This window comes from Streptomyces sp. HUAS MS02 (assembly GCF_055702265.1).
In genome coordinates this window covers 2217243-2240270 of record NZ_CM146747.1, presented here as the reverse complement: position 1 = coordinate 2240270, position 23028 = coordinate 2217243, and the positions used below count along the sequence as shown (strand labels likewise).

Here is a 23028-nt window from a genome sequence, read left to right as displayed (position 1 = left end):
TTACTGAAAGTCATTCGGTAAAGTTCGGATGACCCCAGGTACCAGGCGGCCGTTCCGCCCGCACCGGCGGGGAAACGCACGAAGAGGAGCCCATGTGCCCAGGCCGCGCACGCCTCTGCTGGACCGCCGACGCATCGGTGCCGCGGCGCTGAGACTCGCCGACGACCAGGGGACCCTCACCATCCCCGCCCTGGCCAGGGAGCTCGGCGTGGCCCCTTCGGCGCTCTACCACCATGTGTCCGGCCGGGACGAGATCATCTCGCTCATGCGGGAGGAACTGGCCCTGGAGACCAGCCCCGACGCCTGGGACCCGGCCCAGCCCTGGGAGCAGGCGCTGGAGGACTGGGCCCGCTCCTACCGCACGGCCTTCGCCGGGCACGCCGGGGCGGTGCCGCTGCTCGCCACCGCCCCGCTGGGCGAGCCCTTCCTGTACGCGATGTACGAGAAGGTCGCGGAACTCCTGCTGACCGCCGGCTTCACCGCGCACCAGGTCATGCCGCTGATCAACGCGATGGAGAGCTTCGTCCTCGGCTCGGCCCTCGACCTCGTGGCCCCGCCGGTGCTGGTCGCCGACGTGCCGCGGGAGACCGCTCCGCACCTCGCCGCCGCACTCGACGACATCCCACACGACCACCGCCGCGCCGAACTCGCCTTCGACATCGGTCTCCGCGCCCTCCTCACCGGCTTCCGGGCGCTCCTGCCCACGTGACCGGGAGCCACGCCCGGTACACCACGGCCTGCTCAGCCCCCTTGCTCACCGTCCACACCTTGTCCCTTCCTCCCCGTAGGAGCACGTCATGACCGCCTCGTTCCACGTCCTGACCACCGGCTACGCGGACGACCGTGTCGCGGGAACCGTCACCCTGCTCGTCGACGGCGCGACCGTCGCGATCGTCGACCCCGGCATGGTCGCCGACCGCCGGCTCATCCTCGACCCGCTCACGGAGCACGGACTCGCCCCCGAGGACGTCACCGACGTGGTCTTCAGCCACCACCACCCGGACCACACACTCAACGCTGCCCTGTTCCCCGCGGCCCGCTTCCACGACCACATGGCCATCTACAAGGACGACATATGGGAGGACCGGGACGCCGACGGATACCAGCTCTCCCCGTCGATCGCCCTGATGACCACGCCCGGCCACACCGCCGAGGACGTCAGCACCCTGGTGACCGCGGAGGAGGGCCTGGTGGTCCTCACTCATCTGTGGTGGACCGCCGAGGGACCGGCCGACGACCCCTTCGCCCCCGACCGCGACCAGCTGCGCGCGGCCAGGGAGAAGGTCCTCGCCCTCGGCCCGGTCCTCATCATCCCCGGCCACGGCGCACCCTTCGCGCCGTCGGAGACGACGCCCGTCTGACGTGGGCCGGGCGGAGGGCGCCCCGGCCGACCGGCTCCGGTCGGACGGGCCCTCGGTTGAGCGGGACTCGCCGCGGCGGGATGCTGGAGGCAGCGCCCTCGGTGGGCGCGCAGCGCCGTGCTGGAAAGCGGCAGGAACGACGTCGGGGTGTACGCCCATGGACAACGAGCCCGACACGACCACAGGAGCAGAGGGAACAACCGCACCCGACGACTTCGCGGTCGTCCTCGACGCCCGCGGAGTCGTCCTGGTGTGGAGCGCCGGGGCCGGGCGGCTGCTCGGGTACGAGCCCGAGGACGTGGTGGGCCGACCGGCCGCCCATCTGCGTGCCGCGAGGCTGCCCATCGCGCTGCGACGTCACCTGGCCGCCGGTGAGCCCTGGGTGAGTGACCTCGCCCTGCGCAGGCGGGACGGCGACCGGGTCACCGTGCGGCTCCGGGGCACGCCCCTGCTGGACGCGCGCGGCAGGATCCACTGGGTGGTCAATCCGGCGGAGGTGACCTACTCCGCCGGGCCGACGGACGCGGGATCCGCCCGGCTGTGGGACCTCACGCTCGCACAGCTTCCCCTGCCCGTGGCCATCTACGACAGCGAGGCCCGGTTCGTCACCTGCAACCAGGTCATGAGCCAGGCGATGGGGATGAACCCGGAGGAGATGGGCGGGAAGACGCTGTGGGAGATCTACCCCACCCCACCCCTGGACGAGATCGACCGGCTCCAGCACCAGGTCGTACGCACCGGAGAGATGATCTTCCGTGAGGAGCAGCCCTTCCGCGCCTCCGGTGAGGTCCGCGACCACGCGTGGTCGCTGTTCCTGTCCCCGCTGAAGGACAGTGCGGGCGCCGTGCTCGGACTGTCGGCCCTGGTCATCGACATCACCGAGCAGTACTGGGCCCGCAGGCGCCTGGCCGTGCTGAACGACGCCAGCGTGCGCATCGGCAGCACCCTTGACGTGACCCGGACCGCCGAGGAACTGGCCGAGGTGGCGGTGACGGGGTTCGCCGACTTCGCCACCGTCGATCTGCTGGAGTCGGTCGTCCAGGGCCACGAGCCGCAGCCCGTGCCCCCGGACACGTCAGTCGTCTGCCGCCGCACCGCACAGCGGTCGGTGCTCCGCGGATGCCCGGAGTCCGTGGTCGTGACCGGCGACACCGACATCCACCCGCCGGGCTCCCCACCGGCCCAGGCACTGATCACCGGTCGGGGCAGCCGCCACAGCGCGGGCGACCCGCTGCTGCGTGAGTGGATTGCGGCCGTGCCGGGTCGCGCCGAGAGCATACGGCGCTTCAAGATCCACTCGGCGTTGATGGTGCCGCTCCGGGCCCGGGGCGTCACCCTGGGCGTGATGCAGCTGATGCGCCACCGTACCGAGGACGCCTTCGGTGAGGACGATCTGGTGCTCGCCGAGGAGATCGCCGCGAGAGCGGCCGTGAGCATCGACAACGCCCGCCGCTACACCCGTGAGCGCCGGACCGCGCTCGCCCTCCAGCGGAGTCTGCTGCCGGAGCGGCTGCCCGCGGTGGAGGCCGTGGATCTCGCCTACCGCTATCTGCCGGCCGGCCCGGGGGACGAGATCGGCGGGGACTGGTTCGACGTGATCTCCCTGTCCGGGGGACGGGTGGCGCTGGTGGTGGGCGACGTGGTCGGCCACGGTGTGCACGCCTCGGCCACGATGGGGCGGCTGCGCTCCGCGGTACGGACCCTCGCCGACGCCGACTTCACCCCCGACGAGCTGCTCACCCGCCTCGACGACCTGGTCATCCGCCTCGACCGGGAGGAGGGCCCGGACGCGCGAAGCGCGACGGATGGAGCCTCGGGCGAGGTCGGCGCCACCTGCCTCTACGCCGTCTACGACCCCGTCGCCGGTGTGTGCGACCTGGCGCGGGCCGGGCACCCGCCCCCCGTTCTGCTGCGCCCCGACGGCACGGTGGAGATCCTTGACCTGCCCCCCGGGCCACCGCTCGGCCTGGGCGGACTGCCCTTCGAGGCCGCCCGCGTCGACATGAGCGAGGGCAGCATGCTCGCCCTCTACACCGACGGCCTGGTCGAGGCCCCCGGGCGCGATGTCGACGTCGGACTCGACCTGCTCACCGAGGCGCTGCACTGCCCGGCCGGCGACCTGGAGGGGACCTGCGACGAGGTGCTGCGCAAGGTGCAGCCCGACCCCCCGGCCGATGACATCGTCCTGCTCCTGGCCCGGACCGCCACGCTCGGCGCCGACCGGGTACGCACCTGGGAGCTGCCCCTGGACCCCGCGGCCGTCGCGGGAGCACGCCGGGAGACCGGCGAGCAACTCGACGCCTGGGGACTGGCCGAACTTGACTTCTCCACCGAACTGATCGTCAGCGAGCTGGTCACCAACGCGATGCGCTACGGCAAGGCCCCCATCCGGCTGCGGCTCATCCGCGCCGACGCCCTCGTCTGCGAGGTCTCCGACGGCGGCAGCGCCGCCCCGCACCTGCGCCGTGCCCGCGTCTTCGACGAGGGCGGACGCGGACTGCTGCTCGTCGCCCAGATCGCCGAGCGCTGGGGCAGCCGCCAGACCTCCGTCGGCAAGACGATCTGGGCCGAGCAGCCCCTGCCGACCACCGAGACCCCCACCTGAGCGCCGACCGGTGGGGCATCCGGTCCTGAGGGCTCGTCAGTCGGCACCGCGCCGATCAGATGTCCCGGAAGATCTCGATCTGTGCCCCCACCGTGTTGAGGCGCTCCGCGAGGTCCTCGTAGCCGCGGTTGATGACGTAGACGTTGCGGAGTACGGACGTGCCCTCGGCGGCCATCATCGCGAGGAGGACGACCACGGCGGGGCGCAGGGCCGGCGGGCACATCATCTCGGCGGCGCGCCAGCGGGTGGGGCCTTCGACCAGCACACGGTGGGGGTCGAGGAGTTGGAGGCGGCCACCGAGGCGGTTGAGGTCGGTCAGATAGATCGCCCGGTTGTCGTAGACCCAGTCGTGGATGAGGGTCTGGCCCTGCGCGGAAGCGGCGATGGCCGCGAAGAACGGGACGTTGTCGATGTTCAGCCCGGGGAACGGCATGGGGTGGATCTTGTCGATCGGCGCCTGGAGCTTCGAGGGCCGGACGGTGAGGTCCACCAGGCGCGTACGGCCGTTGTCGGCGAAGTACTCCGGTGAGCGGTCGTGGTCGAGGCCCATCTCCTCCAGGACCGCCAGCTCGATCTCCAGGAACTCGATCGGCACCCGGCGCACGGTCAGTTCGGACTCGGTGACGACCGCCGCCGCGAGCAGACTCATGGCCTCGACCGGGTCCTCGGAGGGGGAGTAGTCGACGTCCACGTCGATGTGCGGCACCCCGTGCACGGTGAGCGTGGTGGTGCCGATGCCCTCCACCCGTACGCCGAGGGCCTCCAGGAAGAAGCAGAGGTCCTGGACCATGTAGTTGGACGAGGCGTTGCGGATGACGGTGACGCCGTCGTGGCGGGCGGCGGCGAGCAGCGCGTTCTCGGTCACCGTGTCGCCGCGCTCGGTCAGCACGATCGGACGGCCGGGCGTGACGGAGCGGTCCACCTCGGCGTGGTACAGCCCCTCGGTGGCCGTGATGTCGAGACCGAACCGGCGCAGGGCGATCATGTGCGGCTCGATCGTCCGCGTCCCGAGGTCGCAACCGCCCGCGTACGGCAGCTTGAAGTGGTCCATGCGGTGCAGCAGCGGGCCGAGGAACATGATGATGGAGCGGGTGCGGCGGGCCGCCTCCGCGTCGATCGCGTCGAGGTCCACCGCGGCCGGCGGCACGATCTCCAGGTCGACTCCGCCGTTGATCCACCGGGTGCGTACGCCGATCGAGCCGAGCACCTCCAGAAGGCGGTACACCTCCTCGATACGGGCCACCCTGCGCAGCACCGTGCGCCCCTTGTTCAACAAGGAGGCGCACAGCAGCGCGACACACGCGTTCTTGCTGGTCTTCACGTCGATCGCGCCCGACAGCCGACGCCCCCCGACCACCCGCAGATGCATCGGACCCGCGTAGCCCAGCGAGACGATCTCGCTGTCCAGGGCTTCACCGATTCGGGCGATCATCTCAAGGCTGATGTTTTGATTACCGCGCTCGATTCGATTCACCGCGCTCTGGCTCGTCCCGAGGGCCTCCGCCAACTGTGACTGTGTCCAGCCGCGGTGCTGCCGTGCGTCACGGATGAGCTTGCCGATGCGTTCGAGGTAGTCGTCTGCCATGAGGGAGAGGTTATCTCAGATATGAGATGGCACCTCCTGAGGGGTCCGTTGGGGGTGCGACGCGGGCCCGTTCAGGTGATGGCAGGTGATGACACGCGATGACAGCCGATGTGGGGTGAAGCCGGGTGACGTCAGCTGAGGGAACGTCAGCCGGGCTCAGTGGCGACGCGCATTGCTGGTGCGGCGCCAGCCGAAGGGGCCGGGCAGGTCCATCGAGGTCGTACGGCGTCCCGTGCTGCTGTGGGTGTGGCGGGGACCGTTGCGGCCGCCGGTGGTGATGGACCAGGAGCGCTTGTTGATGTTCAGTCGCACACCCGGCAGGATCCGAAAGCTCTTGCGGAACGTGAGCGGCATGTCTGCCTCCTTCCCGATGCCGAACGGGTACCCCGCTCTTCGCCGGGCATCCCCGCCCGTGTACGGCAACTGGGCGTTCCCCGGAGGCAATTGCCTCAGCGCGGCGGCAGTACGCAGAACTCGTGGCCGTCGGGGTCGACCAGCACCGCCCAGTCGACCCGGCCCTGACCGATGTCCACGGGGGCCGCGCCGAGGGAGACGAGGCGGTCGATCTCGCCGCGCTGGTCGCTGTCCGCGGACGGGACGAGGTCGAAGTGGAGGCGGTACTTGCCGACCTTCGGGGCCAGGGGCGGACCTCCCCAGGTGATCTTCGGGCCGCCGTGCGGCGACTGGATGGCGGTCTCCTCGTCCTGGTCCCAGACCAGGGGCCAGCCCAGCGCCCGGCTCCAGAAGTACCCGACGTCCTGCGAACCGTCGCTCGCGAGCGCGCCGATGAACCCGCAGCCGGCGAGGAAGTCGTTGCCCGGCGCGATGACACAGAACTCGTTGCCCTCGGGGTCGGCGAGGACCACATGGGTCTCTTCGGGGAGCTGGCCGATGTCGATGTGGCGGCCGCCGAGCTCCAGCGCCCGTTCCACAAGCCGCCGTTGGTCGTCGAGGGAGGTGCTGGTCAGGTCGAAGTGCGTCTGGTTGGGGACGGTCTTCTTCTCCTGGCTGGGAAGGAAGCGCAGGCGGAGCCCGCTGTCGTCGTTCGGCGCGAGGGCGATGCCTCCGTAGGGGTCCTCGGTCGTCTCCCGGCCCAGGAGGCCGGCCCAGAAGTGCGCGAGTCCGTCGGGGTCGTTCGCGTCGAAGGTGAGCGCGTAGAGGTGGGACGTCATCGCGTGGGATCTCCGATCCGCCGGCACGGCCGCGGACAGGGCCGGTTCCCCGCCCATGAGGAACAACCATGCTAGGAAGCCCCGGAAACGCTCCGCAACGCATTAAGAACGCAGCCCCGCAACGCCGCTCCGCGTGGGCCGGTTTCCGCTCCCGGGCCGCTCCGTGTGGGCCGGTTCCGTTCCCGGGCCGCTCCGTGTGGGCCGGTTCCGTTCCCGGCGGCCCCGCGCGGATCGGACTTCGCTCCGGGCCGCTCCGTGTGGACCGGCCCCCGCTCTCGGCCGCTCCGTGTGGGCCGGTTCCGTTCCCGGCGGCCCCGCGCGGACCGGCCTTCGCTCCCGGCCGCCCCCCGACCGGGGTGACATCACTCCGGCGACCCCAGAAGGCGGCCGAGGGTCCGGCGCCCCATGGCGCTCATCGCCGGATTGCTCTCGACGTAGTACCAGACGAGACCCATCGCCTGTTCGAACGCCCATGCCTTGCCGCGCTCCCACTCCAGATCGTCACAGCCCAGCGCCCGCCGGAACACCTCTCGCGGCCCTGTCCGCAGCAGGTGCCAGGCGGCGACCAGATCCAGCGCGGGGTCGGCCGGGCCGAACCCGCCGGTGTCGAGCACGCCGCTGAGCCGGTCTCCCGTGACCAGGACGTTGCCGGGGATCAGGTCACCGTGGCTCATCACGTCGGCGCTCGTGCGGGGCAGTTCCCGGAGGCGGTTCCACAGCCGGCGCAGCCGGGGCACGTCGAGCAGGTCCTCGCTCTGCGCGAAGCACGTCGCCATCCACTCGTCGTGGTGGGTGAGCACGCCGCCGCGATTGTCGCCGTCGAAGACCCGCCCCTGTGTCCCGGCGTCCCGCAGGGCCGCGACGAAGGCCGCGAGGTCCTCGGCGAAGGCGTCGGACCCACTCGGGTCGGCATCGGAGGCGACCGTGCCCGGCAGCCAGGTCTGGACCGACCACGGCATGGGGTACCCCGCTCCGGGCTCTCCCAGGGCGACGGGTTTCGGTACGGGGAACGGGGACACCCGTGCCAGCTCCGCGCTCGCCAGGGCCTCCCGCTCCAGCACCGCCAGCGCCTCGGCGGGATCGGCCGGACGCAGGGGGAGACGCGCGGAGAGGTCGGCACCGATGCGGAAGATGGCGTTGACCGTCCCGGTCGACGGCACGCGCCGGACCGCCCTGCCGCTCCACCGGGGGAACTGCTCGCGGATCAGGGACCCGACGGTCTCGGTGGTCACGTCCACTTGGTCGACGTGCATGGTCATGCGCGCAGGCTCTCCCCCCGAATCCGGTGAGGACGCCGGACGCCGGACGCCGGACGCGCCCCAGACGATCAGGAACGACAGCCAGTATTCATCCGCCAGGTGCCAGATCAACCGAGATTTTCGGTCCCCGGGCGGTCCCGGGCGGCCCCCGGGTGGTCGCGGGCTGCCGGTCGGCGGTCCCCGGGCCGCCGGCGGACGGGGTGCAGGCGTCGACGGCCCGGGGCGCAGGCGCCGGAGATTGGCGCACGCCACATCGGGCCGGGCATGACCAGCCCGCGCCTATGTACTACTGTTATCTCGACATCGAGATATCTGCCGAGGCGCACTGCGGCCGCCACCCCGGTAAGGGGTGCCTAACTTAGCCTTACCTTAGCGGATCGGCCAAGGGGGCGTGGCGGCAGGATGCGGTGGTACGCGCACATGGAATGAAGGAGACTGTCGTGTCGGCGAACAGCTTCGACGCCCGCAGCACGCTGCAGGTGGGCGACGAGTCGTACGAGATCTTCCGGCTGGACAAGGTGGAGGGCTCGGCTCGCCTGCCCTACAGCCTCAAGGTCCTGCTGGAGAACCTGCTCCGCACGGAGGACGGCGCGAACATCACCGCCGACCACATCCGTGCCCTCGGCGGCTGGGACTCGCAGGCCCAGCCCAGCCAGGAGATCCAGTTCACCCCGGCCCGCGTGATCATGCAGGACTTCACGGGCGTGCCCTGTGTCGTGGACCTCGCGACCATGCGTGAGGCCGTCAAGGAGCTCGGCGGCGACCCGGCGAAGGTCAACCCGCTCTCCCCGGCCGAGCTGGTCATCGACCACTCCGTCATCGCCGACAAGTTCGGCACCCACGACGCGTTCGCCCAGAACGTCGAGCTGGAGTACGGCCGCAACAAGGAGCGCTACCAGTTCCTGCGCTGGGGCCAGACCGCCTTCGACGACTTCAAGGTCGTACCCCCCGGCACCGGCATCGTCCACCAGGTGAACATCGAGCACCTGGCGCGCACGGTCATGGTCCGTAACGGCCAGGCGTACCCCGACACGCTCGTCGGCACCGACTCGCACACCACCATGGTCAACGGCCTCGGCGTCCTCGGCTGGGGCGTCGGCGGCATCGAGGCCGAGGCCGCGATGCTCGGCCAGCCGGTCTCCATGCTCATCCCGCGCGTCGTCGGCTTCAAGCTGACCGGTGAGCTGACCCCCGGCACCACCGCCACCGACCTCGTGCTCACGATCACCGAGATGCTCCGCAAGCACGGTGTCGTCGGCAAGTTCGTCGAGTTCTACGGTGAGGGCGTGGCCGCCACCTCCCTCGCCAACCGCGCCACCATCGGCAACATGTCGCCGGAGTTCGGTTCCACCGCCGCGGTCTTCCCGATCGACGGCGAGACCATCAAGTACCTCAAGCTCACCGGCCGCTCCGAGCAGCAGCTCGCGCTCGTCGAGGCGTACGCCAAGGAGCAGGGCCTCTGGCTGGACCCGGCCGCCGAGCCGGACTTCTCCGAGAAGCTGGAGCTGGACCTCGCCACGGTCGTCCCCTCCATCGCCGGCCCGAAGCGCCCGCAGGACCGCATCGTCCTCGCCAACGCCGCCGAGCAGTTCAAGCAGGACGTCCTCAACTACGTCGACTCCGTGGACGAGTCCGGCAAGGAGTCCTTCCCGGCCTCCGACTCCCCGGCCGTCGCCCCGAACGGCGCCCCGTCCAACCCGGTCACCGTGACCGCCCCCGACGGCTCGACGTACGAGATCGACCACGGCGCGGTCACCGTCGCGGCCATCACCTCCTGCACCAACACCTCCAACCCGTACGTCATGGTCGCCGCCGCGCTCGTCGCGAAGAAGGCCGTGGAGAAGGGCCTGACCCGCAAGCCGTGGGTCAAGACCACCCTCGCCCCGGGTTCGAAGGTCGTCACCGACTACTTCGACAAGGCCGGGCTCACCCCGTACCTCGACAAGGTCGGCTTCAACCTCGTCGGTTACGGCTGCACCACCTGCATCGGCAACTCCGGCCCGCTGCCGGAGGAGGTCTCCAAGGCCGTCAACGACCACGACCTCGCGGTCACCTCGGTCCTCTCCGGCAACCGCAACTTCGAGGGCCGGATCAACCCCGACGTCAAGATGAACTACCTGGCCTCCCCGCCGCTGGTCGTCGCGTACGCCCTCGCGGGCTCCATGAAGGTGGACATCACCAAGGACGCCCTCGGCACCGACCAGGACGGCAAGCCGGTCTACCTGTCCGACATCTGGCCCTCCGAGGCCGAGGTCAACGACGTCGTGGCCAACGCCATCGGCGAGGACATGTTCAACAAGTCCTACCAGGACGTCTTCGCGGGCGACGCCCAGTGGCAGGCGCTGCCGATCCCCGAGGGCAACACCTTCGAGTGGGACACGGAGTCGACGTACGTCCGCAAGCCCCCCTACTTCGAGGGCATGACGATGGAGACCACCCCGGTCTCGGACATCGCCGGCGCCCGCGTCCTCGCCAAGCTGGGCGACTCGGTCACCACCGACCACATCTCCCCGGCCGGCGCGATCAAGGCCGACACCCCCGGAGGCAAGTACCTCACGGAGCACGGTGTCGAGCGTCGTGACTTCAACAGCTACGGCTCGCGCCGAGGCAACCACGAGGTCATGATCCGCGGCACGTTCGCCAACATCCGCCTGCGCAACCAGATCGCGCCGGGCACCGAGGGCGGCTACACCCGCGACTTCACGCAGGACGGCGGGCCGGTCTCCTTCATCTACGACGCCTCGCGCAACTACATCGAGCAGGGCATCCCGCTGGTCATCCTGGCCGGCAAGGAGTACGGCTCCGGCTCCTCCCGTGACTGGGCGGCCAAGGGCACGGCCCTCCTCGGCGTCAAGGCCGTGATCGCCGAGTCGTACGAGCGCATCCACCGCTCCAACCTCATCGGCATGGGCGTCCTCCCGCTGCAGTTCCCCGAGGGCGCCTCGGCGCAGTCCCTCGGCCTGAGCGGCGAGGAGACCTTCTCCATCACGGGCGTCACCGAGCTCAACGACGGCACCACGCCCCGCACGGTCAAGGTGACCACCGACAGCGGCGTCGAGTTCGACGCGGTCGTCCGCATCGACACCCCCGGTGAGGCCGACTACTACCGCAACGGCGGCATCATGCAGTACGTGCTGCGCAGCCTGATCCGCAAGTAAGCGGCCAGGTAAGGCAGTCGAGGGCCGCATCCCGGTGACCGGGGTGCGGCCCTTCACGTGTGCCGAGGTGTCGACGGGCTCGACGCGACCCGCGCGGGCTCCGCGGAGCAGGTGAGCGGGTCGCATGGCACCTCGCCGGACAATCCGCTGGCGCCGGGCGCGCCTTGAGCGAAGACTCGTCCCCATGGATGTCCCCCCGGACGCACCGATGCGCCGCCCCCGCCGCCCCCTGCCCTTCGTCGACGAGCACACGATCCTCGTCGCGGCCGACGTCGAGGACGTCTGGTGGGCCCTGGCCGAGGCGCTCGACTGGGCCTTCTCCCGCCCCGCGGCGGTCCGTTACGCCAAACTCGTCGGCTGCGCCGACCACACGGCGGCCGGACCACGCCCGCCCGTCGCGGGCGAGACGACCTTCCCCGGCTTCCGCACGGCGAGCGCGGTCCCGCCCCGGGAACTGACCCTCCTGGGCCGCCACCGCTTCTCCTCGTACACCTGGACCTTCCGCCTGGACGGCGCGGAGCCGGGCGGCGGTGTCCGCCTCCGCGCCGAGACCCGCGCCACCTTCCCGGGCCCGGCCGGCGGCCTCTACCGTCTCCTCGTCCTCGGCACCGGTACCCACGCGAAGCTGACCCGCCGCCTCCTGACCACCGCCCGCCTCCTCGCCGAACGCCCCTGGAGAGAACCACCGGGAGAAGCACCGACAGAAGCACCGACGGAATCGCCGGCAGAAGCACCGGGAGCATCACCGGGAGAATCACCGGCATGACAACCCGTTCGATCCGTTCGATTCGCTCGACCCGTTTCCACCTCGACCGGGTCCTCGGCGACCGCCCGTTCGCCGAGATCGGTGATCCCGTGCTGGCCGTCGAGGACGAGGGCCGCCGGCTGCTGGCGGTGGCGGGCACGACCGGGGCGTTCGCGGGCCTGCACGGGTTCGGCAGGATCACACCGGTCGGTGTCTACGACGCCGACGACCTCGCGTGCCGCGCCCTTCTCCACGCCCGTCACCCCGTCCACGCGCTGGCCTTCCATCCTCGTCTCCCGCTCCTCGCAGTGGGCACGGGGAACTACGACGGCGGCTACTTCTTCGAGGGCGAACTGCTTCTGCTGGACCTGGAGTCGGGCACGGCCACGACGCTCATCGAGGACGGACTGGGCCGTCAGGTCCTGGGCCTGGAGTGGCTCGACGACCAGCGACTGCGCGTGCTGATGGCACCGCCCGACGACTGGGACGACGAGGACGCCTGGACCGAGGGGCACGTGGCCGTGGTGCGCCGCGCCGACTGGAGGGCCGTACCGCCGCGATCGGTCCCGGGCGAGGAGCTGGCCGGCCCCCGGGTGGCGGCCCCGCGCCCGGACGGCCGGGAACACGCCCGCCGGACGCTCTCCGGGCTGAGCGCGGACTGGGATCCGCGCCGCAACGTCCGCGCGGTGGAGGAACTGTCCGACGGCAGGATCCTGACGACGCTCGACGGGGTCCGGCTGGAGTCGTGGCTGCCCGGGGGCGGCCGCCAGTGGACGGTTCCGGACGACTCCCCGGACGGCGGCCGTGACGTCGTCGTGGCCGCCGACGAGCGCTCGGCCTGGGTCGGGCTGAAGCGGCCCGCGTGGGAGAGCCGCCCGCAGTCCGTGGTCCGGCTCGCGCTCGACGACGGGACACAGCTGGACCACCTCACCCCCTCCGCCCCGGTGGCAGTGGTGCGCGGCGCCGACGGTCCGGCGGCCCTCGCGCCCGCCGGACCCCACGGGGAGCCGTGCACCCTTCGCATCCGGCGCGGCAGCCGGATCTACTTCCGGGAGACCGAGCCGGTGCCGGACGACATGTGGCCCAAGCAGGGCGAGGCGTGGCTCTGCGCCGCCGACCCGGAGGCGGGACCGGCGACCGACGGCCCACGCGAGCCGGCCCCGGAGGGGGTCGCCCGGCTGTTCCCGTACTCCTGGGTGCCGGGCGAGACGCACTACGCCGGCCCCGGCATCGAGACCGCCGACGGCGACCTGGTCCACGCGGGCACCGTCCACCACGGTCACGGGCTGCAGCCCGGCGGCTCGTTAGTCGTACGGCGCCGGGCGACGACGGGGGAGCCGGCCTGGGTCTTCCGGACGGATCGGAGGGCCACCGGCCTCGACGCCGACCGGGAGACCGTGTACATCACCTACGACGACGGCGAGATCGTCGCGCTCGACCCCGCCGACGGCACGGTGCGCGAACGCCGTCACCTGACGGTCGGGGCGGTGCGCGTCCTGCCGACCGCGCTGACCGTGGCGGGTCCCGGCCGTCTGCTGATCGGCACGAGCGACGGACGGGTCCTGGTCTGCACGACCCGATGACACGGCGTCATGAGGGGGCCGTACAAGGGGGGCCGTGCCCACCGGGTGCGGCCCCCGAGCAGGTCGTCGCGTGTCGTCGCCGCGCGTCACCCGTTTACAAGCGCCGCGCTCCGCGCTAGCTTCCGAAGAAGGTGGGTGGGAGCGCTCCCATCAAGGAGGGCGGACCGGAACCCGTCACCCTGGGATCCGCTCCCGCCCAACGCCCCCACCCGCCCCCGCACCGGCTCTCCGCGCGGCGCGCTCCGCATCGGCACCCGTACGTTCCCCACCTCCGAGCCGTACACGCAAGGAGTTCTTGGCATGCTCGTGACAAATTTACGATGGACGCTGCCCCGACGCCACCGGGCCCTCCTCCTCGTCCTGCTCGCCCTCGTGACCACGATTCCGGCGCTCGGTCTCGTCGTCACCGCCGGCAGTGGCAAGGCGGAGGCGCACGGCACTCCGATGAAACCCGGCAGCCGTACGTTCCTGTGCTGGCAGGACGGGCTGACCGACACCGGGGAGATCGAACCGGTCAACCCGGCCTGTCGTTCCGCGCAGCAGGTCAGCGGGACGACCCCGTTCTACAACTGGTTCTCGGTGCTCCGCTCGGACGGCGCCGGCCGGACCCGTGGCTTCGTCCCGGACGGTCAGCTGTGCAGCGGCGGCAACGCCAACTTCACCGGGTTCAACACGCCCAGCGCCGACTGGCCGTTGACCCATCTCACCTCCGGCGCGACCGTCGACTTCTCGTACAACGCGTGGGCGGCGCACCCGGGTTGGTTCTACGTCTACATCACCAAGGACGGCTTCGACCCGACGAAGACGCTCACCTGGAACGACATGGAGGCACAGCCGTTCCTGAGCGTCGACCACCCGTCGCTGAACGGCAGCCCGGGCACGGTCGAGGCCAACTACTCCTGGCGGGGCCAACTGCCCGCGAACAAGTCGGGCCGTCACATCATCTACATGGTCTGGCAGCGCTCGGACAGTCAGGAGACCTTCTACTCCTGCTCCGACGTCGTCTTCGACGGGGGCAACGGCGAGGTGACCGGGATCAAGCAGCCCGGCGACCCCACCGACCCGGTGCCGGGGGAGTGCGCCGCGACCCGCCGTACGACGGGCAGTTGGAACGGCGGCTACCAGTCCGAGGTCGTCGTCACCAACACCGGGGACGTGCCGATGCTCGGCTGGATGGTCAACTGGACGCTGCCCGCCGGGCAGAAGGTCGACAGCCTCTGGAGCGGCAGCGCGACCTACACCGGGCAGGACGTGATGGTGCACAACGCGAACTGGAACGGGTCGCTGGATCCCGGTGAGACCGCCACCTTCGGCTATGTGGTGCGAGGGCCGGGAGGCGATCCCGCGACCACGCTGCCCTGCCGGGTGGGCTGAGCCCGGCTCCCGTTCGCGACGCCGGCCCTGTGCGGGGGCGGATGTCGCGCTCGGGGCGGACCGGGTGGGCGGGCGGTGCGTGCCCACCCGGTCCGCGAGCCGCGACCCGGTACGGGGGAGACCGGGCGCGGTGGGAGTGCGGCTGCGGGGACCGCTCGACAGGACAACGTTGTCGAGTGGTCTGGACAAGACTCTATCGTTCCAACGGGCAACCAAGTCAAGCCGGTTGGGCCGAGGTGCCCGGCCGCCTCCGTCCGGGTGTCAGGACAGCAGCTCCACCTCCGCGAGCGTGGCCGTGCCGTCGAGGACGAGCCGGTAGTGGTCGTACGCCCTCGGGGCCGGTACGGAGAAGGCCCGGGTCTGGCGGTCCCAGGCGAAGGATTCGCCGGAGCGCCGGTCGAGGGTCTTCCAGGTCGTGCCGTCCGTGGACGCCTGGAGGGTCCAGCCGGCCGGGGCCTCGGTTCGGTCGGCGGAGGTCAGCGTGTACTGCACCGCCCTGGTCCGGGCGGGAGTCGGCAGCGTGACCGTCCCCACGGACGCCTTCGTCGACGAGGTGTCGTCGAACAGCTCTCCCTCGCCCCGGATCGCGTCGCTGCGCGGAGAGGGCACCTTGTCGTCCTTCGTGATCGACACCGGGGCCGCGCTCTCGCCGGTGCCCCAGCGGGAGGGCTCCGGACCCATGTCGAACCGCAGCACACCCCCGCGCGAGAGGAGCGAGTGCGGCAGCGCGGTGGACGTCCAGGTCTTGCCGTTGACCTTCAGACCCTGCACGTACACGTTCCTGGCGCTGTTCCTCGGGGCCTCGACGACCAGGTCCCTGCCGTTCTCCAGGTGGACGGTCGCCTTGGTGAACAGGGGTGAGCCGACGGCGTACTCGCCGCTGCCCATCACCAGCGGGTAGAAGCCGAGCGCGGAGAAGAGGTACCAGGCGGACTGCTCGCCGTTGTCCTCGTCGCCGTGGTAGCCCTGGCCGATGTCGCTGCCGACGTAGAGGCGGGAGAGCACCTCGCGGACCTTCTCCTGGGTCTTCCAGGGCTGCCCGGCCGCGTCGTACATGTAGATCGCGTGGTGGGCGACCTGGTTGGAGTGGCCGTACATGCCCATCCGGACGTCACGGGCCTCGGTCATCTCGTGGATGACCCCGGGATAGGAGCCGACGAACTCGGGGGAGGCCGTCTCCGGGGTGGAGAAGTAGGTGTCCAGCTTCCTCGCCAGCCCGCCGCGACCGCCGTACAGGTTGGCCAGGCCCTTGCTGTCGTGCGGTGCGGTGAAGGCGTACCCCCAGCCGTTGGTCTCGGTGTAGTCGTGGCCCCAGACCCGGGGGTCGTAGGCCGCGGAGTCGACCCGCCAGTCACCGGTGCCGTCGCGGCCCTGGAAGAACCCGGCCTTCCCGTCGAACAGCTCGACGTAGTCGCGGGCCCTGTCGAGGAAGTACGCCGCCTCCTCCCGGTAGCGCTTCTCACCGGTCTTCCGGTACAGCGCCTGGCCCATACGTGCGATGCCGTAGTCGTTGAGATAGCCCTCCAGCGCCCAGGACAGGCCCTCGTGGGTGTCGGTGCTGGTGTAGCCGAGGAAGGGGGAGGTGGCCATGCCCTTGCGTCCGACGCCCGCCGACGGCGGCACGACGGTGGCGTTCTTCAGCGCCGCCTCGTACGCCGACCTCGCGTCGAAGTCCACACCCTTGACGTATGCGTCCGCGAACGCCACGTCCGAGGAGGTGCCGGTCATCAGGTCCGCGTAGCCGGGGGAGGACCACCGGGAGGTCCAGCCGCCGTCCTTGTACTGCTGCACGAAACCGTCGACCATCTCGCCGGCCTTGTCGGGCGTCAGCAGCGCGTACGCGGGCCAGGTGGTCCGGTAGGTGTCCCAGAAGCCGTTGTTGACGTAGACCTTGCCGTCGACGATCTTCGCGCCGGTGTGGGTCGGGGTGTCCGGGCCGGTCATCGGGGAGAACGGCGAGGCGTACCGGTAGGTCGAACCCACCTTCTCGAAGCCGGAGTTGGGGTACAGATACAGCCGGTAGAGGTTCGAGTAGAGCGTGGTCAGCTGGTCGGGGGTCGCGCCCTCGACCTCCACTTTCCCGAGGACGCGGTCCCACTGCGCCCGCGCCCGGTTCTTCACCGTCGCGAAAGACGTGCCCTCGGGGATCTCCTGGCGCAGGTTGTCCTTCGCCTGGTCCAGGCTGATGAGGGAGGTGGCGAGGCGCAGCGTCACCGTACGGTCCGCGCCCGCGTCGAAGCGGAGGTGGCCCTTCACCCCGGTCGAGCCGCCGTCCGTGACCGGCGCGTCGAAGACTCCGTGGACGAAGAGCCGGGTCGCGCCCGTCGACAGGCCGGACTTCACATCCGAGAATCCGGTGACGACCCCGCTCTCCTTGTCCAGGGTCAGCCCCGCCTGGTCGGTCACGTTGTCGAAGATCACGCTCGCGTCGTCGCCTGGGTAGGTGAAGCGCAGCGCCGCCGCGTGGTCCGTGGGCGCCATCTCGGCCCGGACGCCGTTCTCGAAGCGCACGCCGTAGTAGTACGGCCGGGCCGTCTCGTTCTCGTGCCGGAAGGCCAACGCCCGGGACGTACGGCTCAGTTCGGGTGTCCCGGCGGCCGCCGAGGGCATCACCTGGAAGGTCTGCCGGTCGCCCATCCAGGGGCTCGGCTCATGACTGGCGCTGAACGCCTGGATGGTCGGCAGGTTGTCCGCGTTGTTGCCCCGCGCGTAGTCGTACAGCCAACTCAGGGAACCCGCGTTGGTCACCGGCGTCCAGAAGTTGAAGCCATGGGGCACCGCCGTCGCCGGGAAGTTGTTGCCGCGGGAGAAGCCGCCGCTGGAGTTCGTCCCCCGGGTGGTCACCGCGTAGTCGGAGAGATGCGCCTTCGGCCGCTCGGGGGCCCGGACCCGCAGCGTCACGTCGTCGAGCCAGCCGCGGAACCGCGCCGGGCCCTTAGGGGAGTCGTAGGCCACCAGGATCCGGTCCACGGTCCGCCCGGCCGCGACCGACCCGATCCGCGCGACCACGTCGTTCCACTGGTTGACGTACAGCACCTTCGCCGCGCCCTGCCCGCGCGGCGACAGCGGGAACCCGTGGCTGTCCACCGCACCCAGCTCGCTGAGGGAGGTGCCGTCGGTGAAGACCAGGTCGACCGAGACGTTGGTGGCGTCGTAGTCCAGGTCGCCGTCCGCCATCGACGGGAAGATCCGGTAGGCCAGCTCGGTGTCGCGCTCGACGGCCACGTGCACGTCGAAGATCTTGTTGTACGAGTGGGCCGGCCCGTCCGCGGTATGGCGGCCCGCGTACCGCAGGGCCCGCTTGCCGGTGAAGCCCGCGCCCGCCTTCGCGGTCGCGGATCCGCTCGGGCCCCGGTCGACCAGCGACAGCATCTCCTTCGGCGGGGGCGCCTGCCCGCCACCCGTGGAGAACCGCACATCGGCGAGCTGGGTGATCATCGAGGCGCCGTTGTTCCGGGTGATGTCGAGCCGGAAGTGCCGGTACCCGGCCACCGCGTCCCCGGGGATGTCGTACGACTTCGTCTGGAACCGTTCCGCGAAGCTCTCGCCGGAGCGGGTGTCGAGGGTCTTCCACTCCTTGCCGTCGGTGGAGCCCTTGAGGGTCCAGTCCCTCGGGTCGCGGGTCTCGAAGTCGTTCGCCGACGTGAGCGCGTAGGTCACCACCTCGGCCGGTCCGGCGAGGTCGAACTCGGCCCAGCCGGTGGGCTGGAAGGTGAGCCACTTGGTGGCGGACTCGCCGTCGACGAGGTTCTCCTTCACCTCGCCGCCGTCGGTGTTCTCGCCGCTGGCCCGGACCTCGGTGACCCGGTCGGTGATGTCGCCCGGAATGCCGGTGGTGTAGCCCCCGTCGACGCCCGAGGCCCGGGGGGAGCCGTCCGGGGCGGTGTCGACCGTGCTGATCCAGTCCGGGGCCGGGTCGTCCGGTTCGAATGAGGAGCCGAACTCCCGCGCACCGGCCGCCGGTCGGTCCGGTAACGCCACGGCCGCCCCCTGCGAGGCCATCACCAGAGCGAACGCGACGGCGCCGAACACCGCCGTGGAACTCCTTCCGTGCCGCATCAGCAGCACCCTCCCTACGTCCAGCAGACTGTTTCCGATCAAGAAGTGACCGAAAGAGGACAACGTTGTCGACTGTGTAACGCGGGGACCAGTAGGGGTTGAAGTGGCGAGTGATGTCAAGGGTGTTGACTGCGTCATCCGGGCCGAATGGCGGGGATTTTCCGGTCAGGTGGCGCAAGGTCGCTCATATTTCCGAGAGGTCTCAACTCGGAAAAGACCGAAGATGAACTGCATTCGATCTTGCCCCTCTGGCGGGAAGTGGACTATACCTGTCGGCGTCCGCATAGTGGTCGCACAACCGTGGACGCACTACCTGGGGGGAATTACCGGTGGTCGCGGACGTGTCCGCGCGCCGACCGCCGTCTTGCCCCTGTTGAATCCTCACGCACGACCCCAGCTTGAACCGACCGCGGTGCCGGGAGGATCCGGTTCACCGCCTGAGTCCTGGAGAAGGCGAGGACTTGAGCATGGGATCCACTACCGCCGAGCACGACCATGGCCCCGAGGGCACCGGCACCACCCACCCCGAGGGGGTCGGCCGTCGCGATCTGATCAAGCGGTCCGCCGCGCTGGGCCTGATCACCGTTCCCACGATGAGCTTCCTGTCGGCGTGTGCCAGCGGGGGCGGCGGGGACGACACCTCCGAGGACACCCAGGGCGAGACCTCCGAGTCGAACCCCTTCGGCGTCAAGAAGGGCAGCAAGCTCGACGTCGTCATCTTCAAGGGCGGCTACGGCGACGCCTACGCCAAGGCCTGGGAGGCGGCCTTCCAGAAGAAGTGGGGGGTCACCTCCACCCACACCGGGACCCAGGAGATCACCGGCAAGCTCCAGCCCCGGTTCAACGCGGGCAACCCGCCGGACATCGTCGACGACTCCGGCGCCCAGCAGATCCCGATCGACGTCCTCTACAAGAACGACCAGCTCCTCGACCTCGCCGCGGTGCTGGACGCCCCCTCGATCGACGACCCGGCCAAGAAGGTCCGCGACACCCTCATCCCCGGCACGCTCGACGCGGGCATGCAGGAGGACAAGGTCGTCGCCCTCAACTACATCTACACGGTGTGGGGCCTGTGGTACTCCGGCAAGCTCTTCAAGGAGAACGGCTGGGAGGAGCCCAAGACCTGGGCGGACTTCCTCACCATCTGCAAGGAGGCCAAGGCCAAGGGCATCGGCGGCCTCGCCCACCAGGGCAAGTACCCGTACTACATCAACGTCGCCATCATGGACCTGATCGCCAAGACGGGCGGACTGGAGGCCATGAAGGCGATCGACAACCTCGACCCGAAGGCGTTCGTCGGCTCCGACGCCGCGAAGGCCGGCGTCGAGGCGATCTACGAGGTCGTCGAGAAGGGCTATCTGATGCCCGGCACGAACGGCCTCACCCACACCGAGTCCCAGACCCGCTGGAACCAGTACAAGGCCGTGTTCATCACCTCCGGCTCCTGGCTGGAGAACGAGCAGCTCAAGCAGACCCCGGACGACTTCGACATGAAGTTCATGCCGATGCCGCTGCTGCCGGACAGCGTGATGCCGTTCGAGGCGATCCGGGCCGGCTCCGGCGAGCCGTTCATCATCCCGGCCAAGGCCAAGAACCTCCCGGCCGCCCAGGAGTTCATGCGGATGATGCTCTCCAAGGAATGGTCGACGCTGTTCGCCAAGGAGGCCAACTCGCTGACCATCCTCAAGGACGGCGTCGACGCCGGCGTACAACTGCGGCCGGGCACACAGTCGACGGTCGAGGCATCCAAGGCCGCCGGTGACAACACGTTCCGTTACCTGTACACCGAGTGGTACAGCGAGATGGACACGGCGATCCAGAACGCGTCGAACGAGCTGATGGCGAAGCGGATCCAGCCGGCCGAGTGGTTGAAGCGGGCGCAGGCCGCGGTGGACAAGCAGGCGAAGGACCCGGATTCCAAGAAGAACCGCCGGGACTAGTGGGGCGTCGGAGCGCCAGGGGAGCTGCGCACTGTGGTGAGCTGCGGTTTCGTCGTCGCTCGTCGCGCAGTTCCCCGCGCCCCTGAAAGGACGGGGCGCGCCTTTCGTCCCCTGGAACCCGAGGCAGGAAAACGCCAATGCGTAAAGGGCAGAACCGGTTCGTCGCGGGGTTTCTCCTGGTCCCCGTGGCGCTTTACCTGATCTTCGTGATCTGGCCGTACATCCAGACGTTCGGCTATTCACTGACGGACTGGAAGGGCCAGTCCCAGACCTTCTCCTTCATCGGCCTGGACAACTACACCGCGTTGTTCGAGGACGACATCTTCCTCCAGGCGATCTGGCACAACATCCTGTTCCTGGTCTTCATCCCGGTCATCACCATCCTGCTCGCGCTGTTCTTCGCCTTCATGCTGAACGCGGGCGGACGCGGCCGGGCCGGCGGGGTGTCCGGGGTCGCCGGGTCGGGCTTCTACAAGATCGTGTACTTCTTCCCGCAGGTGCTGTCGCTGGCGATCCTCGCGGTGCTCTTCGGCGCCGTGTACCGCAGCGACAGCGGCGGCATGCTCAACGGCCTGCTGATGAAGCTGGGACTGGTCGACGAGAGCAGCCCCGTCGAGTGGCTGAACGAGCCGAACATGGTGCTCTGGGCGCTCATCCTGGTCGTCGTCTGGCACGGCGTCGGCTTCTACCTGGTGCTGTTCTCCGCCGCCATGCAGGCCATCCCGAGAGACATCTACGAGGCCGCGCTGATCGACGGCGCCGGCCGCGCCCACACCTTCTTCCGCATCACCCTGCCGCTGCTGTGGGACTCCGTGCAGACCGCCTGGGTCTACCTCGGCATCGCGGCCATGGACATGTTCATCCTGGTCTCGACGATGACCGCGGGGGAGTACGGAGGCGGCCCCGACCACCACAGCGAGGTCATGGCGACCGTGATGATGCGGAACTTCCTGCTGTACGGCAGGAGCGGCTACGCCTGCGCGATGGGCGTCGTGATGTTGCTCCTCACCCTGATCGTGTCGGTGGTCATGCTGCGTGCCACCCGTCGCGAGCGCGTCGAGTTCTGAGCGGGAGAGACGACAGAAGATGAGTGCACCCCCCAAGACCGTCTCACGCGGCGACTCCGTCCCCACCGGCCCGACGGTGGACAAGCGCGGGACCGGTCCCGGTGACGAGCGCGGCGAAGGCGTCGTCCTGAACGTCTTCTCGCACGGCTTCCTCGCCCTGTGGGCCCTGCTGATCGTGCTGCCGCTGCTGTGGCTGGTGCTCAGCTCCTTCAAGACCGACGCGCAGATCGGCGGCTCGGCCTTCGGCTGGCCGCAGAACTGGTCCCTGGACGTCTTCTCCCGGGCCTGGGACAAGGGCATCGGCGACTACTTCGTCAACACGGTCATCGTGCTGGCCTTCTCCGTGCCGCTGACCATGCTGTTCGGCTCGATGGCGGCGTACGTCCTGGCGCGCTACCCGTTCCGGGGCAACCGGCTGCTGTACTACTTCTTCGTCGCCGGTGCGATGTTCCCCGTGTTCCTGGCCCTGGTGCCGTTGTTCTTCATGGTCAAGCGGCTGGACATGCTGAACACCTACCAGGGGCTGATCCTGGTGTACGTCGCCTACTCGCTGCCGTTCACGGTGTTCTTCATGCACGCGTTCTTCCGGACGCTGCCCACCGCCGTCTTCGAGGCCGCCATCCTCGACGGGGCCTCGCACACCCGGACGTTCTTCCAGGTCATGCTGCCGATGGCCAAGCCCGGGCTGATCAGCGTCGGGATCTTCAACACCTTGGGGCAGTGGAACCAGTTCATCCTGCCCACGGTCCTCATGCAGCCGCAGAGCGGCGACGATCCCGAGCGGTACGTCCTCACCCAGGGCCTCATCCAGCTCCAGCAGCAGCAGGGCTACGCCTCGGACCTGCCCGTCCTCTTCGCCGGGGTCACCATCGCCATGATCCCCATGCTCGTCGTCTATCTCTCCTTCCAGCGACAGGTCCAGGCCGGCCTCACCTCGGCCACCCTCAAGTAGCCGGCCCCGAGACCGCAAGTAGCCGCAGAGTGACATTTAGTGGTCATTCGGCGGCCCCAGTTTTCGTCAAGGACTTGACTGCGGTAACCCGTTCAGCGGAGCTTGGAGTTCACAACTTGTAAGTGACCCGGGTTCCATTGCTGTGACCTGGGTCACTCGGGCGGCGTG

General features: G+C 69.8%; 15 protein-coding genes. 10 read left to right on the top strand and 5 right to left on the bottom strand.

The annotated features are described in order from the left end of the window. Nucleotides 1-94 precede the first annotated feature (94 nt). The 3 genes from ACZ9QC_RS09550 to ACZ9QC_RS09540 all read left to right on the top strand — a co-directional run bounded on the left by ACZ9QC_RS09550 (nt 95) and on the right by ACZ9QC_RS09540 (nt 3966). Entirely contained in the window at nt 95-709 is a 615-nt protein-coding gene (locus tag ACZ9QC_RS09550; RefSeq protein ID WP_472919767.1) for a TetR/AcrR family transcriptional regulator C-terminal domain-containing protein, read from the top strand. A gap of 88 nt (nt 710-797) precedes the next feature. Further along, the gene (locus tag ACZ9QC_RS09545; RefSeq protein WP_472919766.1) at nt 798-1361 is read left to right on the top strand and encodes an MBL fold metallo-hydrolase; all 564 of its coding nucleotides are present in this window, start codon (nt 798-800) and stop codon (nt 1359-1361) included. 157 nt (nt 1362-1518) lie between these two features. Then, nucleotides 1519-3966 (top strand): SpoIIE family protein phosphatase, encoded by a 2448-nt coding sequence (locus ACZ9QC_RS09540; protein ID WP_472919765.1) that lies wholly within the window; start codon nt 1519-1521, stop codon nt 3964-3966. Between the two features lie 55 nt (nt 3967-4021). Here ACZ9QC_RS09540 and ACZ9QC_RS09535 read toward each other — a convergent pair whose 3' ends face one another. From ACZ9QC_RS09535 to ACZ9QC_RS09520, 4 genes are all read right to left on the bottom strand, one after another. Beyond that, nucleotides 4022-5551, bottom strand: coding sequence for a helix-turn-helix domain-containing protein (locus ACZ9QC_RS09535; protein WP_467341556.1), 1530 nt, complete (start codon nt 5549-5551; stop codon nt 4022-4024). Between the two features lie 156 nt (nt 5552-5707). Next, nucleotides 5708-5905, bottom strand: coding sequence for a DUF4236 domain-containing protein (locus ACZ9QC_RS09530; protein WP_184900471.1), 198 nt, complete (start codon nt 5903-5905; stop codon nt 5708-5710). Nucleotides 5906-6000: 95 nt separating this feature from the next. Beyond that, nucleotides 6001-6723, bottom strand: coding sequence for a VOC family protein (locus tag ACZ9QC_RS09525; protein WP_472919764.1), 723 nt, complete (start codon nt 6721-6723; stop codon nt 6001-6003). 362 nt (nt 6724-7085) lie between these two features. Next, entirely contained in the window at nt 7086-7982 is an 897-nt protein-coding gene (locus ACZ9QC_RS09520; RefSeq protein WP_472919763.1) for an aminoglycoside phosphotransferase family protein, read from the bottom strand. Nucleotides 7983-8422: 440 nt separating this feature from the next. Between ACZ9QC_RS09520 and acnA the strand changes: the two genes are divergently transcribed. The 4 genes from acnA (at nt 8423) to ACZ9QC_RS09500 (ending at nt 14842) form a co-directional block, all read left to right on the top strand. After that, on the top strand, nt 8423-11140 hold the full coding sequence (acnA, locus tag ACZ9QC_RS09515; protein WP_472919762.1) for an aconitate hydratase AcnA: 2718 nt from the start codon (nt 8423-8425) through the stop codon (nt 11138-11140). Between the two features lie 184 nt (nt 11141-11324). Further along, nucleotides 11325-11906, top strand: coding sequence for a hypothetical protein (locus ACZ9QC_RS09510; RefSeq protein WP_472919761.1), 582 nt, complete (start codon nt 11325-11327; stop codon nt 11904-11906). Further along, on the top strand, nt 11903-13468 hold the full coding sequence (locus ACZ9QC_RS09505) for a PQQ-binding-like beta-propeller repeat protein (protein WP_472919760.1): 1566 nt from the start codon (nt 11903-11905) through the stop codon (nt 13466-13468). The genes ACZ9QC_RS09510 and ACZ9QC_RS09505 overlap by 4 nt, the downstream gene beginning before the upstream one ends. Before the next feature lie 300 nt (nt 13469-13768). Next, entirely contained in the window at nt 13769-14842 is a 1074-nt protein-coding gene (locus ACZ9QC_RS09500) for a lytic polysaccharide monooxygenase auxiliary activity family 9 protein (RefSeq protein WP_472919759.1), read from the top strand. Nucleotides 14843-15103: 261 nt separating this feature from the next. Here the strand turns inward: ACZ9QC_RS09500 and ACZ9QC_RS09495 are convergent, their stop codons facing one another. Next, nucleotides 15104-18901 carry a GH92 family glycosyl hydrolase gene (locus ACZ9QC_RS09495; protein WP_472921647.1) on the bottom strand — a complete coding sequence of 1266 codons (3798 nt, stop codon included), beginning with the start codon at nt 18899-18901 and terminating at the stop codon, nt 15104-15106. A 467-nt stretch (nt 18902-19368) separates the two neighbouring features. Between ACZ9QC_RS09495 and ngcE the strand changes: the two genes are divergently transcribed. The 3 genes from ngcE to ACZ9QC_RS09480 all read left to right on the top strand — a co-directional run bounded on the left by ngcE (nt 19369) and on the right by ACZ9QC_RS09480 (nt 22860). Further along, nucleotides 19369-20841 carry an N-acetylglucosamine/diacetylchitobiose ABC transporter substrate-binding protein gene (gene ngcE / locus ACZ9QC_RS09490; RefSeq protein WP_472919758.1) on the top strand — a complete coding sequence of 491 codons (1473 nt, stop codon included), beginning with the start codon at nt 19369-19371 and terminating at the stop codon, nt 20839-20841. 137 nt (nt 20842-20978) lie between these two features. Continuing rightward, complete coding sequence (locus ACZ9QC_RS09485) at nt 20979-21908, top strand: carbohydrate ABC transporter permease (protein WP_086801846.1); 930 nt, start codon at nt 20979-20981, stop codon at nt 21906-21908. Nucleotides 21909-21927: 19 nt separating this feature from the next. Then, a complete protein-coding gene (locus ACZ9QC_RS09480; protein WP_472919757.1) occupies nt 21928-22860 on the top strand; it encodes a carbohydrate ABC transporter permease in 933 nt (310 codons plus the stop codon). Nucleotides 22861-23028 lie beyond the last annotated feature (168 nt).

Bases quoted from the DNA above. Each gene is read 5' to 3' on its own strand.
- ACZ9QC_RS09520 (WP_472919763.1), bottom strand. From the start codon at position 7,982: ATGACCATGCACGTCGACCAAGTGGACGTGACCACCGAGACCGTCGGG.
- ACZ9QC_RS09505 (WP_472919760.1), top strand. From the start codon at position 11,903: ATGACAACCCGTTCGATCCGTTCGATTCGCTCGACCCGTTTCCACCTC.
- ACZ9QC_RS09480 (WP_472919757.1), top strand. From the start codon at position 21,928: ATGAGTGCACCCCCCAAGACCGTCTCACGCGGCGACTCCGTCCCCACC.
- ACZ9QC_RS09525 (WP_472919764.1), bottom strand. From the start codon at position 6,723: ATGACGTCCCACCTCTACGCGCTCACCTTCGACGCGAACGACCCCGAC.
- ACZ9QC_RS09485 (WP_086801846.1), top strand. From the start codon at position 20,979: ATGCGTAAAGGGCAGAACCGGTTCGTCGCGGGGTTTCTCCTGGTCCCC.
- ACZ9QC_RS09495 (WP_472921647.1), bottom strand. From the start codon at position 18,901: ATGCGGCACGGAAGGAGTTCCACGGCGGTGTTCGGCGCCGTCGCGTTC.
- ACZ9QC_RS09530 (WP_184900471.1), bottom strand. From the start codon at position 5,905: ATGCCGCTCACGTTCCGCAAGAGCTTTCGGATCCTGCCGGGTGTGCGA.
- ACZ9QC_RS09540 (WP_472919765.1), top strand. From the start codon at position 1,519: ATGGACAACGAGCCCGACACGACCACAGGAGCAGAGGGAACAACCGCA.
- ngcE (WP_472919758.1), top strand. From the start codon at position 19,369: ATGGGATCCACTACCGCCGAGCACGACCATGGCCCCGAGGGCACCGGC.
- ACZ9QC_RS09510 (WP_472919761.1), top strand. From the start codon at position 11,325: ATGGATGTCCCCCCGGACGCACCGATGCGCCGCCCCCGCCGCCCCCTG.
- ACZ9QC_RS09545 (WP_472919766.1), top strand. From the start codon at position 798: ATGACCGCCTCGTTCCACGTCCTGACCACCGGCTACGCGGACGACCGT.
- ACZ9QC_RS09535 (WP_467341556.1), bottom strand. From the start codon at position 5,551: ATGGCAGACGACTACCTCGAACGCATCGGCAAGCTCATCCGTGACGCA.
- ACZ9QC_RS09500 (WP_472919759.1), top strand. From the start codon at position 13,769: ATGCTCGTGACAAATTTACGATGGACGCTGCCCCGACGCCACCGGGCC.